This is a genomic window from Gordonia malaquae NBRC 108250 (assembly GCF_000344135.1).
Lineage (GTDB): Bacteria > Actinomycetota > Actinomycetes > Mycobacteriales > Mycobacteriaceae > Gordonia > Gordonia malaquae.
Genome location: NZ_BAOP01000032.1, coordinates 22,209 through 36,669 on the forward strand (window position 1 = coordinate 22,209; position 14,461 = coordinate 36,669).

At 67.2% G+C, this 14,461-nt stretch carries 15 protein-coding genes; 9 read left to right on the forward strand and 6 right to left on the reverse strand.

Annotated features, from left to right (window positions below; translation table 11 throughout):
* Window positions 1–32: 32 nt before the first annotated feature.
* Window positions 33–1,106: a ferredoxin reductase gene (locus GM1_RS17350; protein ID WP_008380991.1), complete on the reverse strand. Its 1,074-nt coding sequence runs from the start codon at window positions 1,104–1,106 to the stop codon at window positions 33–35.
* 172 nt (window positions 1,107–1,278) lie between these two features.
* Between GM1_RS17350 and GM1_RS17355 the strand changes: the two genes are divergently transcribed.
* The 6 genes from GM1_RS17355 to GM1_RS17380 all read left to right on the forward strand — a co-directional run bounded on the left by GM1_RS17355 (window position 1,279) and on the right by GM1_RS17380 (window position 7,829).
* Window positions 1,279–1,902 (forward strand): TetR family transcriptional regulator, encoded by a 624-nt coding sequence (locus tag GM1_RS17355; protein ID WP_008380993.1) that lies wholly within the window; start codon window positions 1,279–1,281, stop codon window positions 1,900–1,902.
* 54 nt (window positions 1,903–1,956) lie between these two features.
* On the forward strand, window positions 1,957–3,387 hold the full coding sequence (locus GM1_RS17360) for a serine/threonine-protein kinase (RefSeq protein WP_040520579.1): 1,431 nt from the start codon (window positions 1,957–1,959) through the stop codon (window positions 3,385–3,387).
* A gap of 66 nt (window positions 3,388–3,453) precedes the next feature.
* A complete protein-coding gene (locus GM1_RS17365) occupies window positions 3,454–4,302 on the forward strand; it encodes a serine hydrolase (RefSeq protein ID WP_052005461.1) in 849 nt (282 codons plus the stop codon).
* A 103-nt stretch (window positions 4,303–4,405) separates the two neighbouring features.
* Complete coding sequence (locus tag GM1_RS17370; RefSeq protein ID WP_008380996.1) at window positions 4,406–5,257, forward strand: serine hydrolase; 852 nt, start codon at window positions 4,406–4,408, stop codon at window positions 5,255–5,257.
* A gap of 111 nt (window positions 5,258–5,368) precedes the next feature.
* Window positions 5,369–6,925, forward strand: a complete 1,557-nt coding sequence (locus tag GM1_RS17375) for a serine/threonine-protein kinase (RefSeq protein WP_008380998.1) — start codon at window positions 5,369–5,371, stop codon at window positions 6,923–6,925.
* A gap of 10 nt (window positions 6,926–6,935) precedes the next feature.
* Entirely contained in the window at window positions 6,936–7,829 is an 894-nt protein-coding gene (locus GM1_RS17380; RefSeq protein WP_223291327.1) for a serine hydrolase, read from the forward strand.
* Between the two features lie 18 nt (window positions 7,830–7,847).
* Here GM1_RS17380 and GM1_RS17385 read toward each other — a convergent pair whose 3' ends face one another.
* Genes GM1_RS17385 through GM1_RS17400 form a run of 4 tightly spaced genes read right to left on the reverse strand, consistent with a single transcriptional unit; the run spans window position 7,848 to window position 11,366 of the window.
* On the reverse strand, window positions 7,848–9,200 hold the full coding sequence (locus GM1_RS17385) for a dipeptidase (RefSeq protein WP_008381001.1): 1,353 nt from the start codon (window positions 9,198–9,200) through the stop codon (window positions 7,848–7,850).
* Between the two features lie 5 nt (window positions 9,201–9,205).
* The gene (locus GM1_RS17390) at window positions 9,206–9,964 is read right to left on the reverse strand and encodes a pirin family protein (protein ID WP_008381003.1); all 759 of its coding nucleotides are present in this window, start codon (window positions 9,962–9,964) and stop codon (window positions 9,206–9,208) included.
* Window positions 9,961–10,398: a MarR family winged helix-turn-helix transcriptional regulator gene (locus tag GM1_RS17395; protein WP_008381004.1), complete on the reverse strand. Its 438-nt coding sequence runs from the start codon at window positions 10,396–10,398 to the stop codon at window positions 9,961–9,963. Before GM1_RS17395 ends, GM1_RS17390 begins: the two co-directional genes overlap by 4 nt.
* Window positions 10,395–11,366 (reverse strand): pirin family protein, encoded by a 972-nt coding sequence (locus tag GM1_RS17400; protein ID WP_008381006.1) that lies wholly within the window; start codon window positions 11,364–11,366, stop codon window positions 10,395–10,397. Before GM1_RS17400 ends, GM1_RS17395 begins: the two co-directional genes overlap by 4 nt.
* 135 nt (window positions 11,367–11,501) lie before the next feature.
* Between GM1_RS17400 and GM1_RS17405 the strand changes: the two genes are divergently transcribed.
* The 3 genes from GM1_RS17405 to GM1_RS17415 are packed head-to-tail and all read left to right on the forward strand — an operon-like array spanning window position 11,502 to window position 13,580.
* Entirely contained in the window at window positions 11,502–11,903 is a 402-nt protein-coding gene (locus GM1_RS17405) for a hypothetical protein (protein ID WP_008381008.1), read from the forward strand.
* 39 nt (window positions 11,904–11,942) lie between these two features.
* Window positions 11,943–12,710, forward strand: coding sequence for an aquaporin Z (aqpZ, locus tag GM1_RS17410; RefSeq protein WP_008381009.1), 768 nt, complete (start codon window positions 11,943–11,945; stop codon window positions 12,708–12,710).
* A gap of 42 nt (window positions 12,711–12,752) precedes the next feature.
* On the forward strand, window positions 12,753–13,580 hold the full coding sequence (locus GM1_RS17415; protein WP_008381010.1) for an alpha/beta hydrolase: 828 nt from the start codon (window positions 12,753–12,755) through the stop codon (window positions 13,578–13,580).
* A gap of 7 nt (window positions 13,581–13,587) precedes the next feature.
* Here the strand turns inward: GM1_RS17415 and GM1_RS17420 are convergent, their stop codons facing one another.
* Window positions 13,588–14,460 (reverse strand): SDR family NAD(P)-dependent oxidoreductase, encoded by an 873-nt coding sequence (locus tag GM1_RS17420; RefSeq protein ID WP_008381012.1) that lies wholly within the window; start codon window positions 14,458–14,460, stop codon window positions 13,588–13,590.
* Window position 14,461 lies beyond the last annotated feature (1 nt).

The window sequence follows — 14,461 nt, forward strand, 5'->3', positions numbered from 1 at the left end:
GTTGTCTCGGGTGAGTGGGCGGCCGGCGCTGGTCAGACGTCGATCTCGACGTCGCCGCACGGCGCCGTGACACAGATCTGGATGTGCTTGTCGGGTTCGGAGTCCAGGTCGCCGGTGACCACGTTGCGGGTGGTTCCGGTCTTGCGGACCTTGGTGCAGCTGAAGCAGATGCCCATGCGGCATCCGAACTCCGGCGTCAGGCCGGCGGCTTCGGCTTGTTCGAGGATGGTGCGGCCGTCGTTCTCAGCGGTCACATTCGACTTGGCGAACACCAGGTCGCCGCCCAGTTGATCGGCGGAGGCCGGAGTCGGCGCCTCGATGGTGAATGCTTCGGAGTGGATGCGGTCGGAGATGCCCACGGTGTCGGCGTACTCACGGACGGCGCTCATCAGTGCGGCCGGGCCGCACATGTACACCTGTGCACCGTCGCGCTCGGCGACGTCGTTGATGTGGTCGGCGGCGAAGTGTTCGGGCGACGCGGTGCGGGTGTAGTGCAGGCGGACTTCGACGCCGGGCACCGAGCGGGCGATCGCGTCGAGTTCAACGCTGTACGGCACGTCCTGCGGGCTGCGGGCGTAGTGCACGAAGGTGATCGGTCCGGTGTGGCCTTCGGAGACCAACGTGCGCAACATTGAGAGGACAGGTGTGATGCCGCTGCCGCCGCTGATGAGGACGATCTCTGCCGGACGCTGAGCGGGAAGTGCGAACGTTCCGCCTGCGGTCTCGAGGCTGAGGACGTCGCCGACGCGGACGTTGCTGCGGAGGTGATTCGAGACCAGGCCGTTCTCGTGGACGGCGACGGTCAGCTCGATGTCGCCGCGCTGTGCCTCGGCGTTGGCCGGAGAGTAGAAGCGGCGATGGCGAGTGCCGTTGATGACCACTCCGACCTCGACATACTGACCTGCGGTATGGCCCTTCCACTGGTGTGTGGGGCGCAGCGTCAGCGTGGTCGAGCGGTCGGTCTGGCGGCGGATGTCGACGACCTTGGCGCGAGTGTCGCGCCAGGTGAGCATGGGGTCGATGAACTCCAGGTAGCGATCGACCGGGTACGGGGTCGCTGTGGCTTCGATGAGTGATCCGACGAGAGTCGCGATGCGGTTTGCCATGCCGGGTCTCCTTCAGTTCGTTTAAGATTTCAGTGAACATCTGTACACAAAGAAGAATGGCTGCTGTACGGATGTGTGTCAAGCGGCGTTCGATGTGTCGGTCATCACCGGTCCGGGTGTCCTCATCGGCGGTGCCGACGTGCGTGAATGCCGGGTGAACTAGACTGCTCTGGTGGCCGGAAGCCGAGCGGAGAAGAAGGAACAGACTCGGCAGGCGCTGCTCGACACCACCATCGAATTGGTGGACGACCGTTCATTCGGAAGCATCAGCCTGCGGGAAGTCGCGCGCGGAGCGGGCATTGTGCCCACCGCGTTCTATCGCCATTTCGCCTCCATGGAGGACCTCGGCGTCACTCTTGTCGAGGACGCCATGCGGGTACTGCGCGGCGCCTTGCGCGAGGCTCGACGCGATCTGGCCGGCCGCGGGATGCCGACGGCGAGGGACTCGCTGGCGATCCTGCTCAAGAAGGTGAAGTCCGACGAGAAGCAGTTCCGCTTCCTCGTCCGTGAACAGCACGGTGGGGTCACCGAGGTGCGCCGGGCGATCGGCACCGAGCTCCGGCTTCTGTCGCGTGAGCTCGCGATCGACCTGGCCCGCACGCCTGCGCTCGTCGCATGGGAGGCCGAAGACCTCGAAGTCGCCGCGGATCTGATCGTCACGATCATGATGACCGCCGTCGCCGAACTCCTCGACGGTGACGGTCGGGAGTCGTCTGAGCGCAGCCTCGTCGCGCGAGCCGAGAAGCAACTCGTCATGGTCTTCCTCGGCATGGCGCAGTGGCGTACGAACGGATGACAGTCGTCTAGACGAGTGTCGAAACTGTCGGACTCATGAGGAATGATCGTCGACATGAACGAAGACTCCGATTTCGGTCCGTACCGCCTCGGCGCCGTCATTGGCAGAGGCGGAATGGGACAGGTGTACCGCGCGTTCGACACCGCCCGCGACCGTGAAGTGGCGTTGAAGCTGCTCAAGACCGAACTCGCTGAGGACGAGACGTACAAGGAGCGTTTTCGGCGTGAGTCACAGGCAGTCGCCAAGCTCGGCGAGCCGCACATCATCCCGATCCACGACTACGGCGAGATCGACGGCGTGCTCTTCCTCGACATGCGACTCGTCGACGGTCGAGACCTGCGCGCCGGACTCCGTACGGACGGGGCGATGGCGCCCGAGGACGCTGTCGCCATCATCGAGCAGGTGGCGGCCGCGCTCGACGCGGCGCACTCCGCCGGACTCGTCCACCGGGACGTGAAGCCGGAGAACGTCCTGGTGACGTCGGCCGGCTTCGCGTACCTCGTCGATTTCGGCATCGCTCATCACGAGGGCGACGCCCACCTGACCCGGACCGGGACGGCGGTCGGCTCGATCGCCTACATGGCGCCCGAGCAGCTCGACAACGTGCCGGTCGGACCCGCGTCCGACGTGTACTCGCTCGCTGCGGTGCTCTTCGAACTCCTGACCGCGCGACAGCCCTACCCCGGCGACTCGGTGAGCGCAGTCGTCAAGGCGACAGTGTTGAACGCGGTCCCCGCACCGAGCGCCTTCAGCCCGAACGTCCCGCCCGCGCTCGACGCCGTCGTCCGGCGGGGTCTCGCGAAGGAGCCCGGTCAACGATTCGGGTCGGCCGGTGAACTCGCGGCCGCAGCACGTGCTGCACTGTCCGGTGCACCGGCGGACCCCGCGTTCAATCGCACGATGGTTGGACCGTCCCTGGTCAAGCGGCAGGCTACGGAATCGCACGCGCCGACCGAACACATCTCGTACTCGGGTCCCCACGGCTACCCGGGGCAGCAGGTTTTCACGGGACCGCAGGGGTACCCGAGTGGTCCGGGGTATCCCGTGCAATACGGCGAACCCGGACGGAATCGTGCACTCCACATCGTTCTCGCGGTGCTCATCGGTCTGCTCATCGCCTCGCTCATCGGTCTCGGCGTCTATTGGGTCGGTTTCCGTGACTCATCGGACTCGAACGCGTCGCCGTCGTCGACGACGACCGTTGTTCAGACCGTGCAGCCTGCACCCACCACCACGGTGATTCCGACTCCGCCGCCCGGGACGTCGTCGTGCGGTGGTGGTGTCGGTGTGGCCGGCGGCGTGACGACGTGTGCCTTCGCTGCGAACGTCGGTGCGGCGTACCTGAGTTCGGGCGTGAAGGGGGATGCGCGCACCGTCGTGGCCTCGAGCCCGGTAACGGGTATGAGCTATACGATGTCGTGCACGCCGGAGACCGGTGTCGTCGTGTGCCGCGGCGGCAACAACGCCGTGGTCGTCATTTACTGAGGGGAGCGGCGCGTGGCGTCGAAGGGTGTGAAGATCGGGTCTTTGGTCGCTGCGGCGGCTCTGGTGATGCCGCTGGCGGCGTGCGGCAGCGACTCGTCGTCGGACACGGTCGCGACCGTGACCCAGACTGTGACGGCCGGCGCGACGTCGACGTCCACCGGGGCCCCTCCGTCGTCGACGTCGGGCCCGAAGTCGTCGGCGAAGCTCGCCGCGAGTTTCGACGCGTTGACGTTGTCTCAGCCGGTCGGGCTGGCCGTCGTTCCGGTCGGTGGCGGCGACCCGCTCCTGTTCGGTGATCAGACGCCGCAAGTCGCCTGGTCGACGATCAAGGTTCCCCTGGCGCTCGCCGCGGAGCGGAAGAACGGTCCGAGTTCCGCAGAGTCCGCGGCCATCACCGCGTCCGACAACGCCTCAGCAGAGGCGCTGTGGGCGTCGCTCGGCGGTGGTGAGCAGGCAGCGCAGGCGGTCACGGCGGTCCTTCGAGAAGGTGGCGACACCGAGAGCACCGTCCCGTCGCAGAAACTGCGCGGTGAGTTCACGATCTTCGGGCAGACCACATGGCCGCTCAAGAATGCGGCGACGTTCACTTCCAACCTGCCCTGCCTGCCGGGTAGCAGGCGCTTGATCTCCCTGATGGGCCAGGTCGCCGGCAATCAGCAGTGGGGCGTCGAGACGATCCGCGCGAAGTCGACGGCCGTCAAGGGCGGCTGGGGACCCAGCGTGACGGGCGGCTACGTCGTCCGGCAGATCGGGCTGATCACCAAGCGTGACGGGTCGCGGATCGCCGTCGCGATGAGCACCTACTCGGCAGGCGCGTCGATGGAATCCGGAATCGCCGCTCTGAACCAGGCGGGCTCATGGGTTGCGTCGCACCTGGCCTCCCTTCCGTCGGGGAAGTGTTCATCCGGCCGATAACGGTCCCGCAACGCCCGCGTTGCGGGTGGGGCACGCGCCTTGGTCGCTTCGCCTCCAGTTGACTAGCGTTACGCGTGTTGCGCATGTTGTTGAAGGGGTTTGTGTGATTCGTCGCGGTCTGGTGTCGTCGTGTGTCGCTGTTGTACTCGCCGGCGGTTTTGCGCTGGGCGCCGGTGCTGCGGGCGCCTTGCCGGTGCTGCCGAACGTCAACGTCACTCCGCCTGCGTCGAAGGCGAAGCTCTCGAAGAGTTTCACTCGCGCGACCAGGGGGTTGTCGGGTTCGGTCGGGCTGGCCATCACTCCGGTCGGCGGCGACTCGACGATGTCGTTCGGTCCGGTCCGCACAGCTCGTGCGTGGTCGACGCTCAAGGTGCCGGTGTCGATCGCGGCCGAGCGGGTGAACGGCCCGCGAGTCGCGGGTGACGTCCGCGCGGCCATCCGTCGTTCAGACAACACCGCGGCAGAGAACCTCTGGGATTCGATGCGATCGAACAGCCGCGCTGTCGATGAGGTGACTGCGGTCCTGCGCGAAGGGCATGACCCGCGCACGCACGTCGCGTCGCAGATCGACAGGCCCGCGAGCTACCCGGGCGCCACCCAGTGGACGTTGGCGCGTCAGTCTCGTTTCGGAGCGCACCTGCCGTGCCTGCCCGACTCGAATCGTGTGCTCGGGCACATGGCGGCTGTGGAATCGAATCAGCAATGGGGAGTGAAGATCTTGCGCCAGCGCGGAGTGTCGACCGCGGTGAAGGGCGGCTGGGGGCCGGTGTCCGACGCAACGGGGAAGTATGTCGTGCGCCAGCTCGGAGTCGTCACCACCCCGCGTGGCGCATTTGCGGTGAGCATGGCGGCCCTGCCGTCGAGCGGTTCGTTCGACGACGGGATCGCCATGCTCAACCGTGTCGGTCGATGGGTCGGTTCCAACATCGGTTCCATGCCGGTCGGTACCTGTTAGTTCGTTTGCACTAAATCAAACAGTTGAATTCGCCGGTGAACGGCAGTTTCGAGTGAGTGTCCGCCTTCTTCGCGGCCTAGCCTGGCAAGGCTGCGAAGAAGGAGACAATCGATGGGCGAGAACACGCCGAGCCGCGTCGGCGAGACGTTCGGCCAGTACCGACTCGAGGAACTGCTCGGCCGCGGCGGCATGGGCGAGGTGTATCGAGCCCACGACACGACGCGAGATCGTGACGTCGCACTGAAGCTGCTCAATGCGCAGGTCGCGCAGGACCCGACGTTCCAGGAGCGGTTCCGCCGGGAGTGCCAGACACTCGCTCGCCTGGGCGAGCCGCACATCATCCCGATCCACGACTTCGGCGAGATCTCGTCGACACTGTTCCTCGACATGCGGCTGGTGGACGGCCGCGACATGCGGGCCGTCCTACGGGACCGCGGCGCGCTCGATCAGGAAGAGGCGGTGTCGCTGATCGAGCAGGTCGCCGCGGCGCTCGACTCGGCGCACGAAGCCGGTCTCGTCCACCGCGACGTGAAGCCGGAGAACGTGCTCGTCACCGACGCCGACTTCGCGTACCTCGTGGACTTCGGCGTGGCGCACGCCGCTGACGACACCCACCTCACTCACACGGGCACGGCCATCGGGTCGGTCGCCTACATGTCGCCCGAGCAGTTCGAAGACGGCGAGGTGGGTTCTGCGTCGGACGTGTACTCACTCGCCGCACTGTTCTTCGAGCTCCTCACCGGACGCCAGCCGTACCCCGGCGAGTCGGTGTCGACGGTCATGCGGGGAGTCCTGCTCGGCGACATCCCGAAGGCGTCGACAGTGAACCCGGCGGTGTCCGAGCCGATGGACGCCGTCCTCGCGTGGGGCCTGACAAAGGATCCCGCGGACCGCTGCCCCTCCGCAGGCGACCTCGCCCGCGCCGCCCGACGCGCCCTGTCTGGTGAAGCTCCGGACGTGGCGCAAGCACAGACGACGATCGTGCCCGTCGATGATGCGGCGCTGACGCTTGTCAAGAAGGCTCCGAGCGCACCCGCGGACAGTGCGCACGGCCACACCGTCGTCGCGGGCCCGAACTACCCCGCAGCAGTCGCCAGTGGACCGCACCGGGTACCCAGCGGACCGGTCCCGATGCAGAGTGGACCGGTGCCCGTCGGGGCTTTCCCCGGCCAGCCCTACCCGTACGCGACAGGTCCGGTGCCGACCGGGCGGAGCACGATGAACACCGCGTTGATGGTGGTCATCGGGATCCTCGTCGCGGCGCTGATCGGCGGCGGCGCCTGGCTGGCGGCCGACTCGCTCGGCTCGAAGGATTCGTCGACGACGCAGGCCGGCGGCTCGCCGACCGACGTGGCCGACGTCGACAGTCAAGGCGAACAGACGGTCACCGAGACGGCCACCCCGACGCCGACGTACACGCCGGGCCCACCGCCCGCGGACAACCAGGAGTGTTACGACGGCGTCGGCACCGGGTACCCGCAGTGGACCGGGTGCGAGTTCGCCCGCAACGTGCGCGACTCGTATGTCGCGAGCGGACCGCTCGGTGAATCAAGAACGGTCAACGGGTGGGCGCCTCAACAGGCCCGCAACTACGTGATGCAGTGCGGACCGTACGCGGGAATCGTCGCGTGCCGTGGTGGCAATCAAGCTGTCGTCTACATCTACTAAGCGGACAAAAGTGAATATTCTGCGATCTGCGTCCGCCCGCCGGGCGGCCGTACTGGCCGTCGTATCGGTCACCGCCGTCGCGAGCCTGTCGGCGTGCTCGAACGGTGGCTCCGACCAGGACGGTGTCCTCGCTGCCGACCGTGTCACCGTGTCGACGTCGCCCAGTGCGGTGTCGAGTTCGTCGAGCGCTCCGTCAGGGGCGGAGGCCGCGCTCGCCGCTAGCTTCGCGCGACAAGACCTGCCCGCCGACGTCGGCGTCGCCCTCGCGCCGGTCGGAGGTGACGAGGTCTACACGTTCGGCGACCAGAGCGAACGTGTCGCGTGGTCGACGATCAAAGTCCCGCTGGCGCTCGCCGCGCAGCGCAAGAACGGCCGGACTCCTGAGATCCGAACGGCGATCATCGACTCCGACAACGATGCGGCGCTCGCCCTCCGCAGGTCCCTCGGCACGCAGTCTGAGGGCCGCAAGTTGGTGGAGGCGGTCATCCGGGACGGTGGCGACACCGACACCGAGGTCGTCGAGATCAAAGCGGACGACGAGACATTCGGTCTCACCGTGTGGCCGCTCCGCGGTGCGGCGACCTTTGCGGCGAACCTGCCGTGCCTGCCCGACAGCAAGTACATCGTGGGGCTGATGGGCAATGTCGCGTCCGTGCAGAGCTGGGGCATCGAAGTGATGAAGTCGCCCGCAGACACCGCGGTGAAAGGCGGCTGGGGTCCAGGCGACAAGGGCGGCTACGAAGTCCGCCAACTCGGTCTCATCACCCACAAGGACGGTTCGCAGACAGCCGTCGCCATGAGCACCTACTCGGGTGAACCCATGGACGACGGCGTCGCTGTGCTCAACAAGGTCGGGACGTGGCTCAACGCCAACCTCCGCCGACTGCCCAAGGGACGCTGCTGACCGGCCGCCCGCGCGCGGTCAGCGAGCGAACGAGGTCAGGAGCAGTGCCTCGGTCAGCGCGGTCCGGGTGATCTCGGCGGGATCGACGGACTCGTCGGGCGCATGGATGTGGCACAGCGGCTCTTCAACACCGAGGAGAGCGATCTCCGCATCCGGGTGAGCCTCAGCGAGGACGGTGCACAGCGGGATCGAACCGCCCTGACCTGCATAGAAGATGCCGTCGACACCGTATGCGGTCTTCATCGCGTCGGTGAGCGCCTGATACCCGGGGCCGTCGGTGTGGGCTCGGAACGGACGGCCGAACGCGTCCGGCTCCACGTCTACCCGCACACCCCATGGGATGTGTGACTTCAAATGGGCCACGAGGGCGTCGTAGACGGGCTGCGGCTCCATCCCCGGCGGGATGCGCAGGTTCAGCATGGCCGACGCCTGCGGGATGATCGCCGCGGCGCAGTCGGCGGTGGACGGCGCGTCCACCCCGATGACGGTGACGGCGGGCCTCGCCCACGCCATCTCGGCGGGCGTTCCGCTGCCGAGGATCTCGGTGCCGGGCAGGGCGCCGACGTCCTTGCGGAACTGCTCGTCGGAGTAGACGACGCCTTCCCACGTCTGATCGTTCGGGACACCGTCGATGGTGGTGTCGCCGCGGTCGTTGCGCAACGACGCGAGACCCGCGACGAGTGCCGCCATCGCGTCCGGCGTCGGACCGCCCGCAGCACCCGAGTGAATCGCCGTCTCCAACGCCGACACCGTGAGTTTCACGTTGACGACACCTCGGAGGCTGGTCGTGAGCGTCGGGAGTCCGGCGGCGACGTTGCCCGCGTCGCCGATGAGGATCAGGTCGGCGGCGAACAGTTCCGGGCGAGTCTTGACGAGGTCGTCGAGGCCCTCGCCGCCTGCCTCTTCTGAGCCCTCGATGATGATCCGCACGTTGCAGGCGAGGTCGTCGCCGGCTGCACGCAGCGCTGTCAGATGCGCGACGACGTTGCCTTTGCAGTCGGCCGAGCCGCGGCCGTACCAGCGACCGTCGCGTTCGGTGAGTTCGAACGGCGGCGACGACCACAGCGCATCGTCACCGGCGGGCTGCACGTCGTGATGACTGTAGAGCGCCACCGTCGGTGATCCCTCAGGGCCCGGCCGGTGGCCGACGACCGCGGGGGAGCCGTCGCTGGTCACGATGACCTCGGCGCTGAAGCCGAGTTCGGCGAACGCTGCGGCCACCCATTCGGCACTGGCACGGCTGGCGTCGGCCTTCGACGAATCGAGGTGTACGGACGGGAACCCGACGAGGGTGCTGAGATCCTCGCGGGCACGGCCCATGAGGTCGGTGACGGATTTGGTCAGACGGTCGGCGATGCCGTTGGGACTCATGCCTTCTAGGGTCGCACGAGATCGAAGGTCGTGTGCATCTCCCAGTACAGGATCTCCGGGCGGTCGCCCGGACCCGAGCGGACGACGACGTCTCCCGAGTCGACGAGACGAGCGGCGTCGCCTTCGGTGAGCTCACGGGTCTCGCCGTCCACCTCGACGGTTGCGGTGCCGCGAGCGACGAACAGGTGGCCGTAGGGCGCACCCGGAAGGGTCACGACGGAGTCGGGGAGTGGTCGCGCGATCCACAGTGCGGCGTATCGGTTGTTGATCCGCGCCACATCGAGGTCCGTGTGGGAGGGACGGCCGGACGCGACCAGAACGGGGTTCCCGGCGTCGACGGCAGCGGCCACGTCGTGCTCGGAATGGCTCGGTTCCAGTCCGTCGGTGTCCGGTGCCACCCACATCTGGATCACCCGCAGCGATTCGCGCTGCGCACGTGACGACGCATTCCTCTCGGAGTGCGTGATGCCGGTTCCGGCAGTCATCCGTCCCAGTACCCCCGGACCCAGGGTGACCTCGTGGCCGAGCGAGTCGCGGTGCGTGACACCGCCGTCGAGCACCCAGGTGAGAATCTCCATGTTCTGGTGGTGATGGGCGTCCAACCCTTCGCCCGGGTCGACGACGTCGTCGTTGTGCATCACGAGCACTCCGTGCGCGTTGCCGAAGAGGTCGTAGTTTCCGGTGCCGGGGAACGACTGTCGGGACGTGAGCCACTCGTTGGCCCAGTGCAGGCGGTCGGCCGCGTTGATGACGGTCATGCTCATGTCGGGTCGTCTTTCGTCGATGCGTCGGCGACGAGCCGCATCACTCGAGCGAGTGCGGCTTCGTCGTCGTCGGAGAGTGCGGAGTGGAAGAGCTCGTCGACGTCGGCGGAATGACGGCGGGCCGCCGCAGTGAAGGCGGCGACTCCCGCATCGGTGAGGCAGGCATAACTGCCTCGTCGATCGCCCGGGACGGGCTCGCGGCACAGCCAGCCGCGGTCGGCGAGGACCCGGACCTGGTACGACAGGCGCGACGCGGAGAAGACCATGCGCTGGGAGAGGTCACGCATCCGGAGTCTGCTCTCCGGCGCCTCCGACAACAGGAGAAGCACGTGATAGTCGCTCAGCGTCATGTCGTCGGATGCGCGGAGCCGCTCGTCGAGCTCGGTCTGCAGCCGCGCACTGTTCTCGATGAACAGCCGCCAGGCGTCGCTCATCGGACGCGGTGGGGGCGCAGAGCGTTCGGCGGAACCACACCGAGTCGGCCGGCCTGGAAGTCTTCCATGGCCTCGATGACCTGTTGTCGGGTGTTCATGACGAACGGTCCGTACTGTGCGACGGGCTCGCGGATGGGCTGTCCGCCGAGCAGCAGCACCTCCAGAGCGGGTCGGTTGGAGTCCTGGCCCGCGTCGGCGGAGACGGTGATCCGGTCGCCGGCGCCGAGGACCACGAGCTGGCCGCCCTCGACCGGGCGACGCTCGGCGCCGACGGCGCCACGACCGGACAGGACGTACACCAGAGCATTGAAGTCGGGCTGCCACGGAGTGGACAGTTCGGCCCCGGGGGCGATGGTCGCGTGCGCGAAGGTGATCGGTGTGTGGGTGGCTCCGGGACCGACATGACCGTCGAGGTCGCCTGCGATCACGCGGACGAGGCTGCCTCCGTCGGGTGACGACAGCAGGAGCACCTGGCCGCCTTCGAGGCTCTGATAGCGAGGCGCGATGAACTTGTCGGTCGCCGGGAGGTTCACCCACAGCTGGATGCCGTGGAACGTTCCGCCGGACTCGACGAGCTCAACCGGTGGGGTCTCGATGTGCAGGACACCTGAACCGGCCGTCATCCATTGAGTCGCACCGTTCTCGATCAGTCCGCCGCCTCCCGCTGAGTCCTGGTGCTGGAACCGACCGTCGATCATGTAGGTGACGGTCTCGAATCCGCGGTGCGGATGCCAGTCGGTGCCACGGGGCTCGCCGGGCTGATACTCGACCTCGCCCATCTGATCCATGTGGATGAACGGGTCGAGCGCGGCCTGTGAGACGCCTGCGAATGCGCGGACGACGGGGAAGCCTTCCCCCTCGTGTCCGCGCGGGCCGGTGGTGACCGATCGCACCGGGCGCTCGGTCTGCTCGACGGTGGCAGCAGAGATGCGGGGCAGAGTCAGGGTGTCTGCGGTGACGGCGGGCATGACGTTCTCCATTTCCTTAAAATTTGAACGATCTAGCGGGATCAACCACCGCAGTGAGGGATTCATTCCCGAGTGATGCGGACTTGTGTCCGAACCGAGTCGGCGATCGCTGAAGAACCGGTCATACTGATTGCCATGGCCATCAAGTCCGCAGCGGACGGCGAACGCACCGGCGCCGACCGGCAACGTCTTCGCAAGCTCGCGCAGGCGGCGCTCAACGCAGACCAGACCGTCAATCAGGTGGAAGATCTCCTCAGCGAGATGGGCCCGGTGCTGACGGGCCTGGGCAAGACCACCGCCGAACTCGACGGAACCCTCGAGAAGCTCGAGGTGACCCTCGACAAGTTCGGGACCACCCTGGTTCGCGTCGACGAGACGGTCACTCGGATGGCGAGCGTCGTCGCACGTCTCGAAGCGGTCGTGGGCCGTGTCGAGAGCGTCGTCGTGATCGCCGAGACCGCATTGCGTCCCATCGGGATGGTGGAGTCCGCAGGTCGGGCTGTCGCCGAACGGCTGGGAATCATTCACACCGACTGAGCACGGGGCCGGTCGGTGGACACGAGAGAAGGAGCACGTATGAGTGACACCATCTCGACGCCGGCTAAATGGCTGGCGGAACTGTTCGGAACGTTCTGGCTGGTCTTCGGCGGCTGTGGCAGCGCGATCTTCGCCGCCAAAGTCGTCGCCGCCGATGAGGCGACGAGTTCGAGCATTCAGCTCGGCATCGGATTCCTCGGTGTGGCACTGGCGTTCGGTCTCACCGTGGTGACGATGGCATACGCCGTCGGGCACATCTCGGGTGGCCATTTCAATCCCGCCGTCACGCTCGGCGCCGCGGTCAGCGGTCGCCTGCCGTGGCGTGATCTGCCGGGATACTGGGTCTCGCAGGTGGTCGGCGGTCTGCTCGCCGGCCTGGCGCTGCTCGTGATCGCCAAGGGGCAGGACGGCTTCACCGCCGAAGGCAACATGGCCGCGAACGGCTACGGGGAGCACTCGCCCAACGGCTACGCCCTCGGCGCGGTGATCCTCGCCGAAGTCATTCTCACAGCGTTCTTCCTGATCGTGATCCTCGGCGCCACCGACGGTCGGGCGCCGAAGGGCTTCGGGCCGCTGGCGATCGGCCTGTCGCTGACCCTCATCCACCTCATCTCGATCCCGATCTCCAACACCTCGGTGAACCCTGCTCGATCGACCGCCGTCGCGTTCTTCAACGGAAACGGCGCACCCGGGCAGTTGTGGGTGTTCTGGGTCGCACCGCTGATCGGCGGACTGATCGGTGGCCTGCTGTATCCGCTGCTGTTCGAGAACGGAAAACTCGCCATCGGCGCAGCCAAGGAGGAATGACCCCGAGAAGACCAGGAGTGTGATCGGCGCTACTCTGCTCTGATGCAGACTTCGACAGCGTCGATCACCGGTCGCCACGGCAACACCATCGTCTACGACGTCCACCGGCCCGACATCGAGCCGGTGGGCGTCGTCGTCGTTGCACACGGACTCGGTGAACATGCAGGTCGGTATCACCACGTCGCGCGGGCGATCACCGACCGCGGTTACACCGCGGTGATCCCCGATCATGCCGGACACGGACGCTCCACCGGAAAACGCTTGGGCGTCACCGATTTCGGCGACTTCGTCGCCGACCTGCACAGTGTGATCGGCGTGGCGGCCTCCGAGTGCAGACCACGTTTCCTCATCGGCCACAGCATGGGCGGCGCCATCGCGTTGTCGTACGCTCTCGATCACCCCGACATGCTCGACGGACTGATCCTGTCCGGACCGGCGATCGTCCCCGGAGCGGATCTGCCCGCGCCGCTGGTCAAGATCGCGCCGATCCTCGGCAAGCTCGTGCCGTGGCTGCCGTCGGCGGCCTTGTCGGCGTCAGCGGTCAGCCGCGATCCGGACGTCGTCGCCGCCTACGAATCCGATCCGCTCGTCTGGCACGGCAAGATCCCGGCCGGGCTCGGTGGAGCGCTCATCGGTGCCATGGCGACGTTCCCCGGCCGCCTTCCGACACTCACCATGCCCGCCCTCGTCCTGCACGGAGGGGCCGACGTCCTGGCCAACCCGGAAGGCAGCCGGATCGTCGAACGCCACGCCGGGAGCAGCGACCTCACCGTCACGATCCTGCCCGGGCTCTACCACGAGATCTTCAACGAACCGGAACGCGACGAGGTGATCAGCACGGTCACCGACTGGATCGTCGCGCATTCGTAAGGGTGCTTCAGATGCCGGAGCGGCCGATCAGTCGGTGGACAGCGCGCGGGGAGAACGCACCGACGGTCCGCAACGCCACCGCATAGCGCGGGTACAACTCGGCCGGACGCTGCTCGACAGCACGCAGCAACCACTGGGCGGCCTGTTCGGACGTGAGCGCGGGGGCGTCGTCGTATGACGCGGTCGGAGCGATCATCGGCGTCCGCACCAACGGGAAACCCGCATTGGTCACGACGACGCCGGTGCCCTCGCATTCGCCGTCCAACGACCGTCCGAACGCCGCCAGGGCTGCCTTGGAGGCGTGATAGGCCGCGAACTTGGGCATCGCGCCCGCAGTGACGCCCCACGTGACGACGTTGACGATCTGGCCGCGGCCTGCGTAGACCATCGCCGGGAGAAGCCCGAGGATGAGGGCGACGGGTCCGAAGTAGTTGAGCGCCATGGTGCGCTCGTAATCGTGGAACCGGTCGACGGTGTCCAGTGTGCTGCGCCGGATGGACCGACCGGCGTTGTTGATCAACACGTTCGGCGGACCGAACCGATCGAGCACATCGGACGCGAGCCTGCGGGCGTCGTCCGGGTCGGAGAGGTCGGCCGTCATCGGGTGCGCCGTACCGCCGGCCGCCTCGATCGCATCGCATGTGGCCTGGAGTGCATCGAGATTACGGGCGACAGCGATGATCGTCGCGCCGCGGGAAGCCAGGAGATGCGCTGCGGATTCACCGATGCCCGACGACGCGCCGGTCACGACGATCGCCTTCCCGGTCAGGTCGGCAGGACCGTCCATGATGCGTCGAACGTCGGAGAGACTGCGCGGCGGATTCAGCATGGTGTCGACCGCGGTGTGCAACACGGACGAGACCAGACGGGGCGCAGACACG